Genomic DNA, 17,305 nt, shown 5'->3' on the forward strand with positions numbered 1-17,305 from the left:
ACGCCACGCAACCCACGCCCATTGGAACAGCCACCATGTCGCAGACACCGACGCCTTCCGACGACGCCTTCGATCCCATCGAGATGGAAGTCTTCAGCAACCGCTTGCTCAGCATCACCGAGGAAATGGGCAATACGCTGATCCGCTCGTCGTTCTCCAGCAATATCAAGGAGCGCAAGGACTGCTCCGTCGCCCTGTTCGATGCGGCGGGGCGCCTCATCGCGCAGGCCGCGCACGTGCCGGTGCACCTTGGCTCCCTGTCGGGTGGCATCGATGCAGTGCTGCGCCGTTACGGCGTCGCGGGCATCCGGCCAGGCGATGCTTTCCTGTGCAACGACTCCTACCTGGCCGGCGGCACCCACGCCCCCGATATCACGGTGGTCACCCCGGTGTTCTGCGCGGGCATCTTGCGTTTCTTCGCCGCCAACATCGGCCACCACACGGACGTGGGCGGCGCGGTGCCGGGGTCGACGTCGCATAACCTGAAGACGGTATGGGAGGAGGGCATCCGCCTGCCCGCCATGCGTATCGTGCGGCAGGGCGAACTGGACCTCGATCTGCTGGAGATGATCGCGCACAACACCCGCGAATACGACTACCGCATGCACGACATCCGTGCACAGATCGCCACCAACGACAAGGGCGCGCGGCTGCTGCTGGAGCTGGTGGAACAGTCGGGCCTGGACACGGTGCTGGCCGCGGTCGACGGCATCTTGCGCTATACCGAACGGCGCTTGCGCAACCGTATCGCCATGCTGCCGGCGGGCACCGTGTCCTTCACCGAACGCATGGACGATGACGGCCTGGGCGGCGATCCCGTCGTCATCCAGGCCAACGTGCATGCGCGCGACGGCCAGTTGTTCGTGGATTTCACCGGCACGGGCGCGCAGGCGCGCGGCGCCTTCAACCTGCCTGCCAGCGCGCTCAACGCCAGCGTGTACTTCGCGGTGAAGGCCATGCTGGATCCGGAACTGATGCCCAACAACGGTCTGTTCCAGCCCATCACCGTCACCGCGCCCGAAGGCACCATCACCAACCCGCGCTTTCCGGCCGCGGTCGGCGCGCGGGTCACCACCGCGCAACGGGTGGCAGGCACGGTCATCGGTGCGTTGGGACAGTTGCTGCCGGCCGACCGGGGCATGGCGTCCTGCAACGACGTCATGCCATCGATGCTGTTCTCGGGGCCCAAGCCGGACGGCAAAGGGTCTTTCGTCTATCTGGAAACCCTGGGTGGCGGCGCCGGTGGCCGCGCGCGAGGCGACGGCATGGACGGCATCCAGGTGCACGTGACCAATACGTCGAACCTGCCGGCGGAGGCGCTGGAGATCGAATATCCGCTGCTGGTGGAAGCGTACGCGCTGGTGGACGATACCGGCGGGGCGGGGCGCTATCGTGGCGGCATGGGCATCGCCCGCCAGATCCGTTCCCTGCACGACCAGATGATCTGCACGGTTCGTTGCGACGCCGCGCTGTTCGGCGCGGCCGGTTTGAACGGTGGCGGCGTGGGCGCGACGTCGAAGCTGGTACAGAACGCCGGCCGTCCCGACGAAAAGCGCCTGCCCAATAAAATCTCCGGGCACGCCTTGCCAGCGGGCCAATCGGTACGGCTGGAAACCCCGGGCGGAGGTGGCTATGGCGCGCCGGCCGAACGCGATGCGGCGGCGATACGCAAGGATGTCCGCAGCGGCAAGACCAGCCGCGCCGCCGCCGAACGCGACTATGGCGTGGAGCGGGTGGCCGAAGCGCTAAGCATCGAAAGACCTTGACTCAGAAGACCTTGACTCAAAAGACCTTGATGTCGCCGTCCTTCACCACCTTGCCCCAGCGCGCGGTCTCTTCGCGCAGCCATTTGGCGATGTCGGCCGGCGTCTGGTCCACCGGCTCCGAGCCCAACTCGACAAAGCGTTGCTTCGTGTCGGGCTGGGCAGTGATCTCGGCGATGGCGGCATGGATCTTCTCCACCACGGCCGGCGGCGTGCCCGCGGGGGCCAGCAAGGCTTGCCAGGAGCCCGTCACGAAATCCGGCACACGCTCCGCGATTGCCGGGGTGTCGGGAATGGCGGCATATCGCTGCGGGCTGGCCACCGCGATCAGGCGGATCGCGCCGCCCTTCACCAGCGGATAGGTGGCCAGGAAGCTGTTCATCGTGACGTCGATCTGGCCGCCCGTCAGGTCGGTCAGCACTTGCGATCCGCCCTTGTAGCCGATGTAGTTCCAGTCTATGCCTTCCTTCTGGGCGAGCAGCACGCCGGCCAGATGCGTGATCGAGCCCGCGGTCTCGCCGTAGTTCAGCTTGCCCTTGTGCGCCTTCGCGTAGTCGATCAGCTCCTGCAGGTTGTGCACGGGCAGCTTGTTGCTGACAACCAGGATGTGCGGCGAATAGGCGACGATGGAAATGGGCGCCAGGTCCTCGGTCGGACTGTAGTTGAGCTTCATGATGCTCGGCGAAATCGTCAGGCTTCCCGAGTCCATCAGCAGCAGGGTATAGCCGTCGGCGTCGGATTTCGCCACGAAGTTGGCACCGATGCTGCCATTGGCACCAGCCTTGTTCTCGACGACCACGGACTGGCCCCACTTCTCGGTCAGCTTCTTGCCCAGCAACCGTGCCAGCACGTCGGACGCGCCCCCCGGCGGATTGGGAACGATGATGCGGATGACCTTGCTCGGATAGCTGGCTGCCGGCTCGGCCGCGCTTGCAGGAGTGGCTTGCGTGAACAGCAGCGCGCCAGCGGTTGTCAGAGCCAGGCAGGCGAGGGCGCGGCGCTTGCCCTGCGCCAGCCTGTGGGCCAGCGCCAGGGAATGGCGAAAAAACATGATGTCTCCTTCTCATTGTTCGAATGGCCCGGGCGCGGCGCCCGAGCGGAGACATCTTCGCCCGTATCTGTAAAAGCTGTCAATAGCTGATATCGTCCTAAGCCTTCAGCCGGCGGATTGTCTCCGGCTGGGGATTCCCAGCCTGCCATGTTCGGCCGGCCAGGTTTCCTGACTAAGTCTGGCCACCGAACAGGCGTGCGATGCCGCCCTGCAGGTGGGCCGACATGGCGGCCCGCGCCGCCACCGGATCGGCGGCCGCGATCGCCGCGACGATGGCGCGATGCTCGGCGATCACCTGCTGGCGCCGCTGCGCCTGCATCGGACCGGCGAGCTTGCGCACCAGGTCGATGCTGAAACGCGTCTGCGCGATCAAGGCCGTCATCGTCATTTCGAAGAAGCGGTTGCCGCAGGCGGCGGCGATGGCCGCATGGAAGGCGATGTCCTCATCGATGCCCGAAGCGCCAGCCTGCAGCGCCTGTTCGAAGGCTTCCTGCCGCCGGGCGATCTCCTGCACGGCCGCCGGGGCCGCGTCCTGCGCGCTGCGCGCCACGATTTCGCCTTCCAGCGCACAGCGGAAATCGAGGAAGGTCTTGATGTCGGGAATGCTGGTCAACGGCCCGAACTCGACGATATCGGCCTGCGGCTGCAGCGCTTCGACATAATTGCCCGAACCCTTGCGCGCGGAGATCCGGCCTTCGGCGCGCAGCCGCGCCAGGGCCTGGCGCAATACCGGCCTGGACACGGCAAAGCGCCGCGCCAGTTCGATTTCGCCGGGCAGGCGTGCATGGGTCTCGAAACCCTCGCTACCCAGCAGCGAGAGAAGTTGTTCGTAGACCTTGTCGCCAAGGCGACGGTCGGGAGTAACGGCAGTCATGGAGCGGGAGTGTGAGGCAAGGCAGGGCAGGCGGCAAGAGGCAGCGGCCCGCCTCGGAATTGACAGATTTTACAGCTTTGCGCAAACTAGCCACCTTGTAAAGCTGCATCAACCTACCAGGCGCCATTTCCATGTCCATCATCACCGCCTTGCGCACCTACCGCCTGCCCGACCGGCCAAGCCTGATCTGGCTTGAAATCGATACCGACGAGGGCCTGACCGGATTGGGCGAGACGTTCCGCGGCGCCGCCGCCGTGGAGACCGTCATCCATACCGAGATCGCGCCGCAATTGCTGGGGCGCGACGCTTCCGCCATCGAGGGCATCAACAGCCTGCTGACCTTGCCCTATGTCGGCTATAACGCCTCGGGCGCCGAAGTCCGCGCCGCCAGCGCGGTGGACATCGCCTTGTGGGACCTGGCCGGGCAGCGCCAGCGCGTGCCGCTGTACCAGGCGCTTGGCGGCGCCGCGCGGCCCACCATTCCTGTCTACAACACCTGCGCCGGTTACGCCTACAACTCCACCGGCAAGCGTCGCGACATCGGCGGCAACGATGTCGCGGCCGGTCCCTACGACGACCAGGTCGCGTTCATGCGCGATGCCGGTGCGCTGGCGGTAAGCTTGCGCGACGAAGGCTATGGCGCCATGAAGATCTGGCCTTTCGACATCTACGCACCGAAAACCCAGGGCCAGGTCATCAGCCTGCCCGACTTGAAGCGGGGCCTGGAACCCTTCAAGCGCGTGCGCGAAGCGGTGGGCGACGACATCGAGGTCATGTGCGAGATGCACGGGCTTTGGGGCAACCACGCCGCGCTGCGCATCTGCCAGGCGCTGGAGGACTACGGCGTATTCTGGGCCGAGGATCCGATCTCGAAGATGGATGACGTGCATACATTGGCCGACCTGCGCAGCCGCACGCGCACGCCTATCTGCGGCAGCGAATCCCTGGCCGGTTTGCCGGTGTTCCGCGACCTGCTGGCCGCCGACGCGCTGGACGTGGTCATGCTGGACCTGTGCTGGTGCGGCGGCCTGACCACGGCGCGCAAGATCGCCGCGCTGGCGCAGGCTTATGCGAAACCTTTGGCACCGCACGACTGCACCGGCCCGGTGGCCCTGATGGCCGGCCTGCATCTGGCGCTGCACGCATCCACCGCGATCTACCAGGAAGTGGTGCGCGCCACGCTCGCCACGTGGTACCGGGACCTGGTCACCGATCTGCCCGACATCCAGGCCGGTATCGCACAGCCGCCGCGTGGGCATGGCCTGGGCACCCGCCTCACCGATGCCTTCAAGGCGCGTACCGACCTGACCGTACGCCTCAGCAACCTGAATTAAGGAACGCACTTCATGAAAATCCTGGTCGCGGGGCTGCATGCCCCCAATGCGCCGCGGCTCGCCGCATTGCTGGGCGCCGGCTTCGATGTACAGGCCGCCAAGACGCTGCCGGCGCAAGGCCCCATCGACGCCGATGTGCTGGTTAGCAATCGCCTGACGGCGGACGAGGCGGCACGCTTCAGCGGCCGCCTGGTGCAGGTGCCCGGCGCCGGCGTGGATGCCATCGCGCTGGATGCCGTGTCCGCCGCCTGCCAGGTGTGCAACGTCCACGGACACGAGATCCCCATCGCCGAATATGTCGTGCATGCCTTGCTGGAACATTTCCTGGAGCCCTGGCGCCTGCCGGCGACGCTGGACGAAAAAGCCTGGCCCGCCGTCTACGCGGATCGGCCTTATCACCGCGAAGCCTGCGGCAATACCGTCGCCATCCTCGGTTATGGACACATCGGTGAAGAGATCGCCCTGCGTGTCCAGGCGCTGGGCATGGGCGTCATCGCGGTCACCCGCAGCGGCCAGGTGAAGTCGGCAGTGGCGCCGAATGAGGTGGTGCAGACGCCGCAACTGGAAACGGTACTAAGCCGCTGCGCCGCCTTGGTGCTGTGCTGCCCGTTGACGGACGACACGCGGGGCAGGGTGGGGGATGCGGCGCTGCGGGCGCTGGGGCCGCAAGGCCTGCTGGTGAACGTGGCGCGCGCCGAAGTGGTGGACGAAGCCGCGCTGTACGACACGCTCAGCACCGGCAAGCTGGGGCGGGCGGTGCTCGACGTCTGGTATCGCTATCCCGCCGCCGGCGAAACGTCGGTGACGCCGGCACGCCTGCCTTTGCACGCCTTGCCCAATGTGCGCGGCACGCCGCATCTGTCCGCCTTGACGCCGGGACTGCTGGAACGCCGCTACGGCGTCATCGCCGCCAACATCCGCGCCTTGCAGGCGGGCACGCCATTGGTGCATGTGCTGAAGGCGGCTGGGTGACGCTGCCAAGCTTTAATAAGGCCATCCTTATTAAAGCTTAGGTGCCTTATCCTTTAATAAGACTCTCCTTATTAAAGGTTACGACGTGCCTTCGTGCCACGTGCTCATCCCAGGGGGATGAAGCCAGCGTCATCGCAGACCTGGACGCGGACATCACCCTGGATTCCATGCGGGCATTCAGCCATGGGGCGCTGAGAGTGGAGGAGAGGGGCCAGGCGGCACTGAACCAGGTCCTGATCCGCGAACTCCATGCCATCCTCTGGACGAGATCGAACGTCCCATGCGCGAAATCGGCGATAGTTTTCCCCGCAAGCTTGAGCGTTGACGGGCACTCTATAGCACCTTGCAATCGAAGGTTGGGTCGCCGTAGGGGTAGTAGTCCGCCAACTTCAAGTGCCGATAGTCCAGCCCCTCCAGTTTGACGGTGCCCAGGAAGGCTTCGGATGGCTCGACGATGAGTATGGTGGGTGAATATCCGCTGTCGTCGAAGCCGCGCCGGAAGTGGACACGCGACTTGATGGCAACGACGTCGAAATCCTCCGGTGACAGGGCCAGCGCCCAGAGATCGGTCGGCTCCTGAATCTGCACCAGGTACGGACTGAGGATCAGCACATTGCCTTCGCCGAAGGAGATCAGGTACCAGTTCTGGGCGCGGAAGCGCCCGGCGGTGGCCGGGCGTACGCCCAGGATCTTGCCTTTGATACGAACCGCTGGGCCCGCCGACTCGTCGACCAGGCCGCCTACCTCCATGTCGAAATCGTCGCCCGCCTTGGCACCGGACTGGTCCAGTGCCTGTACTTCCTTGGACGAAGCGAGCGTCGCGATCAGCGTACGCTTGAGCTTTTGCTCGATAATCGCGCTCAGCAGCCAGGTCGCGTAGCCGGAGCGGTCACTGGAGTCCGCCAGGGTGACCGGCCCCTTGCCTGCGGCCACCGCCTCGGCCGCGAGCCGCGCACCAGCAGCCATGTCATGGATCTTCGTGGTGTTCAGCAGGTCTTCGCGCTTGCGCCACGCCCAGTTCGCCATGTCCTCGGCGATCGATTTGGCCAGCGCCGGGTTGCCGTTGGTCAATACCTGTATGGTCATGCCCGCGTCGGGCACGTCGGCCCATGGAAAACCGAAGAACACGTTGACGAACACGTCCGGCTCGCGTGCTTCCCATGTCAAGGCGCGCTGGACCAGGTTGGACCAAGGCGATGCACCGGTCCACATCAACACGGTGGGCGCGATGATGGGGACGCGAATGATGGCATTGGTCGGCACGAAATCCTTGCGGATGGCGCGCACCAGCATGCGTGCGGCACGCTCGCCTTGCAGGTGCATGTCGTAGTGAGGGAAATACTTGACGCAGAAGGCCATGTTGGCGCTTTTGAGGAACTGCTCGTCTTCATTGCCGTGCGGGTCGAAGGTGGCGCTGATGAAGGCCGACGCTCCAATGACGCCGCGGACGCGACGCGCCAGCTCCGCTTCGGGACGCGCCACGCCACGCACGGCGGCGGCGCCATGCAAGGCCAGGAAGGCGCCGTCGAACGGGCCCTGCTCGGCCAGTTCCTTCAGCATGATGGCGGAGAAGTGCTCGAAGGCTTCCTCCGTGATCCAGCCCGAGCCGGTGCCCGTCTTGGGAAACAGCGGCGAGGTAATGCCGACGAGTACGACGTCGGCGTACTCCCGGGCGACCTGGACGAAACCGCCCATATAGCCCTTGGGATCCGTCTTCAGCAGGGCTTCGCCGCCCACCGGCGAGCCGGCATAAGTGAAATCGTCGAGGGTCGTGTCATTGGGCAAAAAGGTGACCGTTTCATGGGTGAACTGCAGTACTGCGATACGCATGCTCGTTGCTCCAGCGGTCTTTGTTGCGGGTCGGCGATCAGTTCCGCGCTGCCTGGTTCATCTGTGGCAGGACCGAAGCCTTTTGCGTGAACCGGCGCCCCTCATCTGGGAAAAATTCTAGAGACGAGGGAGGTCAACAGCAATTAGAGATTCATCAAGCGAGCGTTGCTTTAATTAGAACGGAGCTCGGGCAGCGCCATGCCAGGGCGCGAGCACCCTGTTTTTGTCTGTGGTAGGGTCGCAACATGAAAGTGTTCATAGAAAATGTATTATCAGTGTTAAAACTTTATCTATGAATGCCGGGAAATGCCAAAAAAGATCGTCGTCGATCCCTTCTTGAGCGCCGGAGCGGTCTCCAGGCTTGCCCAGTGGGGCAGGATCGTTCGCACACAGCGAGTGCGAACGAAAGTGACCGCCGGCAATTTTTGTGAGCGGATCGGAATCTCATTGAGTACGCTGCGGCGCATCGAGGCAGGGGACCCAGCCGTGAGCGTTGGAAGCTATCTGTCGGCACTGAGCGCGCTCGGCGTACTCGATATGGCCATCCCGCATCCTGGCGAACAGCTGGGCTCGGAAAGCCCGCGATCAAGAGCGCCGAAAACCACCAAAGACGATGACTACTTCTAAGCCGATTTTCATCTATCTTCAAAGGCCCGACAACGGCTCCTGGGTGACGATCGGACGCTATCGCCGCGGCGACACTGGTATTGGTCTATTCCAGTACGCGCCGAGTTATCTGGATGCGGGCTTGTCATGGAGTCTAGACCCCGTCAACCTTCCTCTCGCGGCCAACCTGGAGTACCCAGCGACTCGATATGGTGGCCTTCATGATGTCTTGCGCGATGCCTGTCCGGACGCGTGGGGAAGGGCGTTGATTCAACGCGAATACGGTATCAGTGATTCCGCGCCTCAACTCGACTACCTGATGCTCGCTGGGAATTCGGATCGGTGGGGCGCGATTGCGGTCGGCACAGCGAAAAAGGCCCCCGTCGCGCAATTCTCTACGCCGCCAATTTCGCTCATCCAGGATCTGGCAACGGAACTTCAGGCGATGCAAATGCACCGGCCTGCGGTTCGTCCGGAGCTACGGCGTAAATTGCTTGCAACGCCAAGTATGGGCGGCGCACGCCCCAAAGCTGTAGTCAGGGAAGCTGCAAAGGACGGCGGGGCCTTTTGGTTGGTCAAACCCATTCTGGCGTCCGACACCCAAGATCTTCCTCGTCTGGAACACGCCATGCAGGTTTGGGGCACTCTCGCTGGCCTGAATTTCGCGGAGAGCCGCCTGATCCCGCAAGGCGAAACATCGCCACTGAGCCTGTTTCTCTCAAGACGATTCGACCGCCAGGATGGGCGCCGTCTGCTGACCCTCAGTGCAGCGTCGCTCCTGCAGACCGAGTATCCAGCACAGGGCGGGGGGACTGATCAACCTGCCTGGACATATCCTGACCTTGCCCACACGCTGATCCAGATTGGTGCGCATCGCGACGATGCACTCGAACTTTTCGATCGGATGTTATTCAACGCCTTGATCGGCAACGATGACGACCATCCTCGGAACCATGCCGTTGTATTCGAGGCGTCCAGGCAACGATGGCGGATCGCGCCGGCCTATGACGTCGTGCCGAACGTGGATTTCACACCTGATCGGCTGGCCATGCGGATGTCGCGCGGAAAGAGGGAAATCAGCCGCAGCGCAGCGCTCGCGGACTGGAAGGCATTCGGATTTTCGTCCGAGGCTCAGGCCAAGGAGCGGATCGACGGTCTCGTTGCCAGGTTCGTCGATACCTACCAGGAGATCGAACCTATGCTCGATGACTCGCTGCGCGCCCTGATGTCCGAGCGTATTGCGCAGACTCGAAAGCTCCTGGCGCCATGACCGATACCTATCTGCGCTAAATGCAGGCCGCAGGCTATAAGCAGCGCTTATAGGGCAACTAGAACCGCCTGCTTGTTCGCAGCACCGGCGCAGTCAAGAATATCCCCGGATAACAAAGATGTTTGCTCAAACATTCGACTCAAGGGGAGTCATGCCATGCCTGGATGGAAGAAATTCGCGCGGGCTTTGCTGCTTGCGCCTGCCGTTGCCTCCGTATTTTCGTCCGCCCTTGCGCTGCCGTCCGCTGCGCATGCCGCCGACACTTCGCTCGACGCGCTACTCAAACAAGGCTCCGTGCGCGTCGCCAATACCCAGACCAGTCCGCCATGGAGCTTTCTGGACGCTAACAATAAGCCCGACGGCTATGACGTCGCCGTCGCGCAGGAAATGTTCAGGCGCATCGGCATTCCCAAGGTGGAATTCATCGCCGACAAGTTCAAGAACTTCATCGAAGGCATCAACACGAAAAAGTACGACGTGGTCGTCAACAGCCTGGCCAGGACCCCCGATCGCGAGAAGATCGTCGACTTCACCGTTCCCTACGCCGTACAGGATTTCCGCATATGGGTAGGCCAGAAGAACCAGGATATCCATGACGCCGCCACCCTGAAGGGCCGCAGCGTGGGCGTCAGCGCCGGCACCTCCAACGAATTGTGGGCCCGTCGCAACCTGCCCGATTCCGAAATACGAACCTACGAGGGTGGCGGCTTTCTCTATAACGATCTGATCAGCGGCCGCCTGGACTCCGTGATCGATTCCTACGTACATGGAAACAGCGTGCGTACCGTCAACAAACTGCCCATCAAGCCGGTTGGCGAGCCCCTGGTTTATTCGCTTGGCGCGGCGATCGTGCCCAAAGGGGCGGACGCATTGCGCAAAGCCATGGACAAGGCATTGGAAGAAATGGCTGCCGATGGGACGCTACAGAAACTGGGCCACAAATACGTGGGCGCGGATTACGACATGGTCGGAAATATGAAGAAGGCAACCAAGGCATGGTGAAGCAGGAAACCCCCACGACAGCCAAGAATCTGGCCAAACCGGTGGCCGTCTCGACGCCCATCAAGTCCGAAATCGACTTCGATGCGGATGGCAAGCATCTGGGCTATCTGCGCCTGCCGCATTCCGTGCATCGGTCCGCCTATGGCTGGATACCCATACCGATCGCGTCCATACGCAATGGCGAGGGCCCCACGGTCATCATCAGCGCGGGCACGCATGGCGATGAATATGAAGGGCAGATCATCGTGTCGCGCCTGATCCGCGAGATCGAACCGGATATGTTGAAGGGCCAGCTGATTTTGCTGCCCATGGCGAACGCGCCGGCCGGGGAAGCGGGCACACGAACGTCGCCGATCGACGATGGCAACCTGAACCGGCTATATCCTGGCGATGCCGCCGGCACGCCGTCCCAGGTGATTGCCCATTACATCGAACACGTCTTGCTGGCCCGCTCACAATACATGGTGGACCTGCACTCGGGCGGCTCGTCCTTGCGTTACGACGGTGCCAACATGATGGGCCTGGAGCCGCGCGATGCCCAGGAAGAGACGGTCGTGACGGGACTGCTGAAGGCCTTCGGCCTGCCCAAGGCTTTTCTCTACCAGCCGAATTCCGTCAACGTAACGGCGGCGGCCCGCCGGCAGGGCGCCATCTGCTTCCTGACCGAACTGGGCGGCGGGGGCGGCGTCGATCCGGCGTTGGTGGAGCAGGGCATGCACGGCTTGTTGCATCTGCTGGGCTATATCGGCGTACTGCATGGCGCCATGGTCCCGCCAGCGCCGCCCTGCCAGGCGCGTTTGATGGCGATAGACCGCAACGCCCATTACGTCTACGCGTACGACAATGGCGTGCACCAGCCGCTGGTCGAACTTGGCGCTAAGGTGCGCAAAGGAGATCCGGCGGCATTGATCCATTTTCCTGATACGCCAGGCAAACCTCCGCAGACCGTCCATTTTCCCGGCGACGGCGAGGTCGTCTGCAAGCGGGTGCTGGCGCAGGTCAGGCGCGGCGACTGCATATTCCAGCTTGCCAGCGAACGCAGACCCTTGGGGTAAAGCCATTCTGGTAGCTGCGCGCCGCGTGGACCTGAATCGGGTGCTCAGTGATGAGGTCAGCTTCCGCCTGAACGCCTGGGGCGAAAGCAACTCGACGTTCAGGGACAATGCGTCGTATGGCTCAAGGTCCATCGCACCTGCGCTTACTTGGGACAAGCACCAGGGTACGTCGCTGACGCTGCTGACCGAGTACAACCACCTGAACCGGAATGGCATCGACTTCGGCGTTCTTGCGGTGGCCAATTACCGGGAACTGTCGCGTACTCGCGAAGGGCTTGGCGCGCAGGGGGAATCGCAGTTCATCGACCGTTATGGCATCCCCTCCTTGGAACCTCCTTAAGACGCATAATGTATATTATGTAAAGTCTTGAATGGAGCGAATGAAGGCTATCCGGCCTTCTGCACCATCCGTTATCAGGAACCAGTCGTTCGGGCCTTTGCGCCTTTGCCGCCACATCGCCCACTCTTGTGCCGAACCCTGGCATTTAGCGAACGGCATCCACTCGGCCCTCATGGAGCCGCTCTGCCGGGATCCTGAGCATCGCCAGCGCCAGGAAACTGCAAAGCCCCAGCGCTACGGTCACCCACAGCGCGCCGGCGCCCCAACGGTCGATGCACACGCCGAATAGCCACGGTGCGGATGCTTGAGCCAGCCTGGCCGGAACCATCAGCACGCCCTGCCGCAAGCCATAACCGCGTGTCCCGAAGATGGCCAGCGGCAGCGTGCCTTTCGCAATCGTCAGGATGCCGTTACCGGCGCCATGCAGAAGTACGAAAGCCGAGGCAGCCGGAGCACCCAGGGCAAGCAGTACCGCGGCCCCTATCGGATGGCCAAGGCTGGCCAGTTTGGCCGACAACAAAGGATGCGTCTTGCGCAGCAGCGTGAATTCAGCGATCCGTGCGGCCACCTGCGCGGGACCGACCAAGGCGCCAGCAGCCACTGCAGCCGCCAGGCTGGCCCCCGTTGCCATCAAGACCGACGGCAAATGCGCGGCCATGGCCGTGCTTGTGAACCAGGTTACGGCAAAGACCACCGCAAGCAGGGTCGACGGCCATATGGTTCCGGGCGCTTCTACTGGCGCCGATGCGCTGGTCGTTGCGGCCTTGGATCCCGCTGGCACTGGCCGCATGCCTCCCTGTGCTGGCGTAGGCAACATGGCGTTGAGCGGTAGCGCCAAAATCAGATGCAAGCCAGCCCACGCCAGGCACGCCCCGTGCCATCCCCAGTGCAGTTCCATATATGTAGACAAGGGCCAACCCACTGTACTGGCAAATCCCGCCAGCAGCGTGATACCGGAGATCGCACTACGTGAGTCTTGTCCGTAAAGCCGTACCAAGGCGGCGAACGCCGCTTCATAGAGACCACTACCCATGCCTATGCCGAGCAAGGCCCAAGCCAAAAAGAGCGTCAATGGCCCTTGCGCCGCCGCCAGGCTGGCAAGCCCCGCGGCAAAAATGAGGTTCGTGACCATCAACACCGGCCGTCCGCCCCAGCGATCGATCGCATGTCCTGCAGATGGGCCTACCAGTGCTGAAACCAGGAGTGCGAACGAAAAAGCGGCGAAAATCGTCGGCGTGGTGACCCCGAGGTCGTTCGCCATCGAAGCCGCAAGCATGGCGGGCAAGTAATAGCTAGATGCCCAGGCCAGCGTCTGCGTGGTTCCCAGCGCCAGGATAATGCTGCGGCGATTACTGAGACGCATCAGATCGACCGTTGGTCGACGCGCCTGGACAGCGCTTCGGCGGATTCCTTGCGCTCGCTATAGCGATCCACCAGGTACGGGGCGACATCACGCGTAAGCAAGGTGAACTTCACCAGTTCCTCCATGACATCGACGATACGGTCATAGTAGGCAGAGGGTTTCATGCGACCGTCGTCGTCAAACTCTTGCCATGCCTTGGCAACCGACGATTGGTTCGGGATGGTGAACATCCGCATCCAGCGGCCCAGCACGCGCATCTGGTTGACCGCATTGAACGACTGCGAGCCGCCGCTGACCTGCATGACCGCGAGCGTCTTGCCCTGCGTGGGCCGCAATGCGCCCATGCTCAACGGAATCCAGTCGATCTGCGTCTTCATCAGGCCAGTCATTGCGCCGTGGCGCTCTGGCGAACACCACACCATACCCTCCGCCCACAGCACCAGCTCGCGCAACTCGGCCACTTTCGGATGGTCCTCTGGCGCACCGTCAGCCAACGGCAACCCTGCAGGATCGAAGATACGCGTTTCGGCGCCGAATGCACGCAGCAGGCGCGCGCCCTCTTCCGTCGCATAACGACTGAAGGAACGTTCGCGTAAGGAACCGTAAAGCAACAGTATCTTTGGCGCACGGCCGTCGGCCTGGGACAATCGGCCAAGCATGTCCAGGTCGGCCAGATCGCCGTCGAGATTGGGCAAGTCAGGGATGGTGGGGTTCACGGCGTCGGTCATGGGGAAATCTGGCGGATACTGCATCCGGTTTACTGTTGCGTCTGACCGATCTGGCGCAGCGCGGTCTGCAGCGATATTGCGTCCAGCCGCTCGATGGGTAACGACAGGAACATCTCGATGCGGCGTTTGAGCGCTCGCGCCGCGTCATGAAATGCCTGACGTTTTTCCTCCGGCGTGCCTTCCTGCGCGGCCGGATCGGGGACGCCCCAATGGGCCGTCATGGGGTGGCCTGGCCAGATCGGGCACACCTCACTGGCCGCGTTGTCGCAGACCGTGATGATGACATCCATATGGGGTGCGCCTGCGCCGGCAAATTCGTCCCAACGCTTGCTGCGGTAGCCATCGGTCGGCAAGGAAAGTTCTCCCAGCGTCGTCAGGGCGATCGGATGCACCTCACCTTTTGGCTGGCTACCTGCCGAATAGGCATGGAAGCGCCCGTTGGCCAGGCCATTGAGCAAACCTTCAGCCAGGATCGAACGGGCGGAGTTCCCTGTGCAGAGGAAGAGGACGTTGCAGGACACGGATGCGGCGGTGGTTGACATGGGATTCCTGGCTTCTAGCAATCGACGCATGCGCCGGCGGTGGACGCCTCGCACGCCGCGCCTTCGCAGCAGTGCTCCGTCAGATAGCCCAGCAGACCATTCATGCAGGTGTAGTTGGCGCGGTAGATCATGTTGCGCCCCTGCTGTTCAACGGTCACCAACTGGGCGTGCGCCAGTTCTTTCAGGTGAAAAGACAGCGCGCTGCGAGCAATGCCCAGTTGCTCCGCGATGACGCTCGGATTGAGTCCCGGCTCACCGGCCACCACCAGCGCGCGAAAGACGCGAAGCCGTTGGGGGTGAGCAAGGGCACCGAGGGCTGAGACGGCCTGATGTTCATTCATGATTCGATAATACAAGAATCATTGAATCATAGGCAAGCCTTACAAGAAAGCAAAGTCCCTGGTGGCCGGGATCAGCGCGCCCCGCCTATCTGCATCCAGAAAGAATTAGGGGACATAGCGTAATTGCCGGGGCGATATTACCTTGCCGCTAGATGAACGATTTCAGCTCTCAAGGTAATTTCACGAGCTGAACGAGTATCCTGGCGGCGATGATTGAATGAAAATTTGACGGCTCGAAGGTGATATTCCATCCCTTTCGCACAAGTCGCTGCTTTTTGGATGAATTGAGTGCCCGCCAGAGATCAGGCCAACCTTAACCCGCCACCGCCGGCCACCTCCGCCTCTGCCTCCGCTAATGGCGAAAGCGCCGCCGCATGCGCCCGGGCAATGGCAATGCTGATCGAGGCCGGCGCCGCTGGAAGCATTCCCTGGGTCATGCTGCGCCCCCGGACCTTGGACCCGGCCACCGTGTTCGACGGCGACTTCGATTTCCTGGTAGACGGGGCCAGGTTTGACGAGATCGTGCACGCCCTGTTCACCATCTGCCGCGATGCCGGCGTGAGTTTCGCCTTGCGCCAGACCTCGCCGTTCAAGCGGCAAGCCGAATTGCTCGGCGACGCCGGCCGCCGCGTCATCGTGGAAATGTGGACGCACGCGGAATTGCGGACGCAAGAGCGCGGCGGCCATCTGACCCGAGCAGGAGTTGCCTATGCCGAGTATGAAAAGCTGAATGCGCAGGGGCGCGAGGCTTTGCTCGCGGCCCTGTTCCTGCTGCATCTGCACCATAAGAAGAAAGCGCTCGATCGGCCCATGGTGGCGGAGCGCCTGGCTTATTTCTCGGCACACAATGGCGCAGTCCCGGAGTTGTCCGATGTGCTGGAAGGTCTTCGTTCAGGCGCCCTCACCCTGGCCGATGCCCGGCGGACGGCAGACCATTATTTACGCGCGCACGGCATCGTGGTGTCCTCTCCCGCGGCGATCGCATTGAAGCGGCTGGCCTGGCGTGCCAGGACTGCCCTGCACTGGCCGTCCTGGCGTACCACTGCCGTCGTCGGGCCCGACGGCAGTGGCAAGGGCGCGCTGATCGAGAGCATCAAGCAAGGATCTCAGGGCAAGCAGTTTCGACATCAGCGGTTCAAGCGCATTTTCCGCCGCCCTTTGCACCATCTGGTGCAGCGCGATCCCCGCAACGTCCGCGATGAAAAGATGCTGTGGCTCGTCCTTCCGACTGCCTGGACTTGTTTTACCCTGTCTCGCCTGCTGACGGGCTGGGGCAAGCCGCTGCTGCTCGATCGCTACTTTTACGACTATTTCGTCCGCAATGTCCGGCTCAGTACACCGGAACCTTTTCGCCGTATCGCCGCCTATCGTCTATGCAGCGCACTGGCACCGCGGCCGGAGCGCCTGATCGTGGCGGTTTGCACGCCCGAGATCATCCATGAGCGCAAGCTGGAAATGGCGCGGGACGTCATCGAGGCGATGTATGGCGTCTATATCGAGCAGGTCGTCGGCGGGCGGCTGCCGCTAACGTTGTTCTGTCATACAGGCGGCACCCTCGCTGCGTCCGAGCGGGATGTGGAGGCTTTTCTTCGAATGCCAAAGCTTGCTTGAACGATCGTTTATCAGACTCAATGTCTTATCACGGAAGGCGTGGGCCTTCTGACGGGCGGTCCAACGCTCCAGCGCTGTGAAGGTGCAGCGAGCCCAATACTTGAAATCGAGATGCCGGGTGCCCAATCCGTCGATGAACACGAGATGGGGACGTTCGGAGTCGGACGGAAACCTGACCAGGAAATTGTGCACGCCATAGTCGGCGAGCATGACGCCGCTTCGTTCCAGCCACCCGCACGCCTCGTGGACCAATCCTATCGCTTCAAGCTCGCTGACCAATCCCCTGCGCAGGGCTTGTGCGAGGCTGGGACAGGTGGTCCCGTCGGGCTGCAGCACAAGGTCGATGACCAGTCCGGTGCCCCGATCGGTTTCAACTAAACCATGTGCGCGCGGCAAGTGGTGGCTGACGATGCCAAGATGCTCCAGGTGCATGCTGTAGTGCAGATCGATCGCGTTTTGCTCACGGCCATGCTGGGGCTTGGCGACTTTGACGCCCCAGGTGTGACGGTAAGGATGGCGCCAGACCTCGCGGTCGTTGCCGACGCCGATCTTTTCTATGAGGGAGAGCTTGGCTTCACCCGACGTTAAATCCCGGCGCTGCTCCAGAGTTCCCATCTGCATGA

General features: G+C 62.7%; 17 protein-coding genes. 9 read left to right on the forward strand and 8 right to left on the reverse strand.

Going from position 1 to position 17,305, the window contains the following annotated elements; translation table 11 throughout:
- The first annotated feature begins 35 nt into the window (after positions 1 to 35).
- Positions 36 to 1,766, forward strand: a complete 1,731-nt coding sequence (locus tag CEY05_RS02355) for a hydantoinase B/oxoprolinase family protein (RefSeq protein WP_088595777.1) — start codon at positions 36 to 38, stop codon at positions 1,764 to 1,766.
- A gap of 16 nt (positions 1,767 to 1,782) precedes the next feature.
- Here CEY05_RS02355 and CEY05_RS02360 read toward each other — a convergent pair whose 3' ends face one another.
- Positions 1,783 to 2,814, reverse strand: a complete 1,032-nt coding sequence (locus CEY05_RS02360; RefSeq protein ID WP_088595778.1) for a tripartite tricarboxylate transporter substrate binding protein — start codon at positions 2,812 to 2,814, stop codon at positions 1,783 to 1,785.
- Between the two features lie 172 nt (positions 2,815 to 2,986).
- Entirely contained in the window at positions 2,987 to 3,688 is a 702-nt protein-coding gene (locus tag CEY05_RS02365; RefSeq protein ID WP_088595779.1) for a FadR/GntR family transcriptional regulator, read from the reverse strand.
- Between the two features lie 131 nt (positions 3,689 to 3,819).
- Here CEY05_RS02365 and CEY05_RS02370 point away from each other — a divergent pair, with 131 nt between their 5' ends.
- On the forward strand, positions 3,820 to 5,022 hold the full coding sequence (locus CEY05_RS02370; protein ID WP_088595780.1) for a mandelate racemase/muconate lactonizing enzyme family protein: 1,203 nt from the start codon (positions 3,820 to 3,822) through the stop codon (positions 5,020 to 5,022).
- A gap of 12 nt (positions 5,023 to 5,034) precedes the next feature.
- On the forward strand, positions 5,035 to 5,994 hold the full coding sequence (locus CEY05_RS02375) for an NAD(P)-dependent oxidoreductase (protein ID WP_088595781.1): 960 nt from the start codon (positions 5,035 to 5,037) through the stop codon (positions 5,992 to 5,994).
- A gap of 333 nt (positions 5,995 to 6,327) precedes the next feature.
- On the opposite strand, the gene CEY05_RS02380 is transcribed toward CEY05_RS02375, so the two are convergent.
- Positions 6,328 to 7,824, reverse strand: coding sequence for a M81 family metallopeptidase (locus tag CEY05_RS02380; protein ID WP_088595782.1), 1,497 nt, complete (start codon positions 7,822 to 7,824; stop codon positions 6,328 to 6,330).
- Positions 7,825 to 8,130: 306 nt separating this feature from the next.
- Between CEY05_RS02380 and CEY05_RS02385 the strand changes: the two genes are divergently transcribed.
- From CEY05_RS02385 to CEY05_RS02405, 5 genes are all read left to right on the forward strand, one after another.
- Complete coding sequence (locus tag CEY05_RS02385) at positions 8,131 to 8,451, forward strand: helix-turn-helix transcriptional regulator (protein WP_088595783.1); 321 nt, start codon at positions 8,131 to 8,133, stop codon at positions 8,449 to 8,451.
- Positions 8,438 to 9,700, forward strand: a complete 1,263-nt coding sequence (locus tag CEY05_RS02390) for a type II toxin-antitoxin system HipA family toxin (protein ID WP_088595784.1) — start codon at positions 8,438 to 8,440, stop codon at positions 9,698 to 9,700. The genes CEY05_RS02385 and CEY05_RS02390 overlap by 14 nt, the downstream gene beginning before the upstream one ends.
- A 72-nt stretch (positions 9,701 to 9,772) precedes the next feature.
- Entirely contained in the window at positions 9,773 to 10,702 is a 930-nt protein-coding gene (locus CEY05_RS02395) for a transporter substrate-binding domain-containing protein (RefSeq protein ID WP_233161318.1), read from the forward strand.
- Positions 10,696 to 11,757, forward strand: coding sequence for a succinylglutamate desuccinylase/aspartoacylase family protein (locus tag CEY05_RS02400; protein ID WP_088595786.1), 1,062 nt, complete (start codon positions 10,696 to 10,698; stop codon positions 11,755 to 11,757). The genes CEY05_RS02395 and CEY05_RS02400 overlap by 7 nt, the downstream gene beginning before the upstream one ends.
- Positions 11,758 to 11,782: 25 nt before the next feature.
- Positions 11,783 to 12,097 (forward strand): hypothetical protein, encoded by a 315-nt coding sequence (locus CEY05_RS02405; protein WP_088595787.1) that lies wholly within the window; start codon positions 11,783 to 11,785, stop codon positions 12,095 to 12,097.
- Positions 12,098 to 12,242: 145 nt separating this feature from the next.
- Here CEY05_RS02405 and CEY05_RS02410 read toward each other — a convergent pair whose 3' ends face one another.
- Genes CEY05_RS02410 through CEY05_RS02425 form a run of 4 tightly spaced genes read right to left on the reverse strand, consistent with a single transcriptional unit; the run spans position 12,243 to position 15,071 of the window.
- Positions 12,243 to 13,460 carry an MFS transporter gene (locus CEY05_RS02410; protein WP_088595788.1) on the reverse strand — a complete coding sequence of 406 codons (1,218 nt, stop codon included), beginning with the start codon at positions 13,458 to 13,460 and terminating at the stop codon, positions 12,243 to 12,245.
- Complete coding sequence (gene arsH / locus CEY05_RS02415; RefSeq protein ID WP_088595789.1) at positions 13,460 to 14,188, reverse strand: arsenical resistance protein ArsH; 729 nt, start codon at positions 14,186 to 14,188, stop codon at positions 13,460 to 13,462. The genes CEY05_RS02410 and arsH overlap by 1 nt, the downstream gene beginning before the upstream one ends.
- A gap of 29 nt (positions 14,189 to 14,217) precedes the next feature.
- Positions 14,218 to 14,730, reverse strand: a complete 513-nt coding sequence (locus CEY05_RS02420; RefSeq protein ID WP_088595790.1) for an arsenate reductase ArsC — start codon at positions 14,728 to 14,730, stop codon at positions 14,218 to 14,220.
- 14 nt (positions 14,731 to 14,744) lie between these two features.
- Positions 14,745 to 15,071, reverse strand: a complete 327-nt coding sequence (locus tag CEY05_RS02425; protein WP_088595791.1) for a helix-turn-helix transcriptional regulator — start codon at positions 15,069 to 15,071, stop codon at positions 14,745 to 14,747.
- Between the two features lie 387 nt (positions 15,072 to 15,458).
- Here CEY05_RS02425 and CEY05_RS02430 point away from each other — a divergent pair, with 387 nt between their 5' ends.
- On the forward strand, positions 15,459 to 16,682 hold the full coding sequence (locus CEY05_RS02430) for a hypothetical protein (protein WP_143220257.1): 1,224 nt from the start codon (positions 15,459 to 15,461) through the stop codon (positions 16,680 to 16,682).
- On the opposite strand, the gene CEY05_RS02435 is transcribed toward CEY05_RS02430, so the two are convergent.
- On the reverse strand, positions 16,596 to 17,303 hold the full coding sequence (locus tag CEY05_RS02435; protein ID WP_088595793.1) for a YrbL family protein: 708 nt from the start codon (positions 17,301 to 17,303) through the stop codon (positions 16,596 to 16,598). The two genes, CEY05_RS02430 and CEY05_RS02435, sit on opposite strands and share 87 nt — an antisense overlap.
- Positions 17,304 to 17,305: the final 2 nt, after the last annotated feature.

Source organism: Achromobacter sp. HZ34, assembly GCF_002209485.1.
Classification (GTDB): Bacteria; Pseudomonadota; Gammaproteobacteria; order Burkholderiales; family Burkholderiaceae_B; genus Bordetella_C.

Excerpts from the sequence above, each read along its gene's own strand:
- CEY05_RS02355 (WP_088595777.1), top strand. The coding sequence starts at position 36 with ATGTCGCAGACACCGACGCCTTCCGACGACGCCTTCGATCCCATCGAG.
- CEY05_RS02360 (WP_088595778.1), bottom strand. The coding sequence starts at position 2,814 with ATGTTTTTTCGCCATTCCCTGGCGCTGGCCCACAGGCTGGCGCAGGGC.
- CEY05_RS02365 (WP_088595779.1), bottom strand. The coding sequence starts at position 3,688 with ATGACTGCCGTTACTCCCGACCGTCGCCTTGGCGACAAGGTCTACGAA.
- CEY05_RS02370 (WP_088595780.1), top strand. The coding sequence starts at position 3,820 with ATGTCCATCATCACCGCCTTGCGCACCTACCGCCTGCCCGACCGGCCA.
- CEY05_RS02375 (WP_088595781.1), top strand. The coding sequence starts at position 5,035 with ATGAAAATCCTGGTCGCGGGGCTGCATGCCCCCAATGCGCCGCGGCTC.
- CEY05_RS02380 (WP_088595782.1), bottom strand. The coding sequence starts at position 7,824 with ATGCGTATCGCAGTACTGCAGTTCACCCATGAAACGGTCACCTTTTTG.
- CEY05_RS02385 (WP_088595783.1), top strand. The coding sequence starts at position 8,131 with ATGCCAAAAAAGATCGTCGTCGATCCCTTCTTGAGCGCCGGAGCGGTC.
- CEY05_RS02390 (WP_088595784.1), top strand. The coding sequence starts at position 8,438 with ATGACTACTTCTAAGCCGATTTTCATCTATCTTCAAAGGCCCGACAAC.
- CEY05_RS02400 (WP_088595786.1), top strand. The coding sequence starts at position 10,696 with ATGGTGAAGCAGGAAACCCCCACGACAGCCAAGAATCTGGCCAAACCG.
- CEY05_RS02410 (WP_088595788.1), bottom strand. The coding sequence starts at position 13,460 with ATGCGTCTCAGTAATCGCCGCAGCATTATCCTGGCGCTGGGAACCACG.
- arsH (WP_088595789.1), bottom strand. The coding sequence starts at position 14,188 with ATGACCGACGCCGTGAACCCCACCATCCCTGACTTGCCCAATCTCGAC.
- CEY05_RS02420 (WP_088595790.1), bottom strand. The coding sequence starts at position 14,730 with ATGTCAACCACCGCCGCATCCGTGTCCTGCAACGTCCTCTTCCTCTGC.
- CEY05_RS02425 (WP_088595791.1), bottom strand. The coding sequence starts at position 15,071 with ATGAATGAACATCAGGCCGTCTCAGCCCTCGGTGCCCTTGCTCACCCC.
- CEY05_RS02430 (WP_143220257.1), top strand. The coding sequence starts at position 15,459 with ATGGCAATGCTGATCGAGGCCGGCGCCGCTGGAAGCATTCCCTGGGTC.
- CEY05_RS02435 (WP_088595793.1), bottom strand. The coding sequence starts at position 17,303 with ATGCAGATGGGAACTCTGGAGCAGCGCCGGGATTTAACGTCGGGTGAA.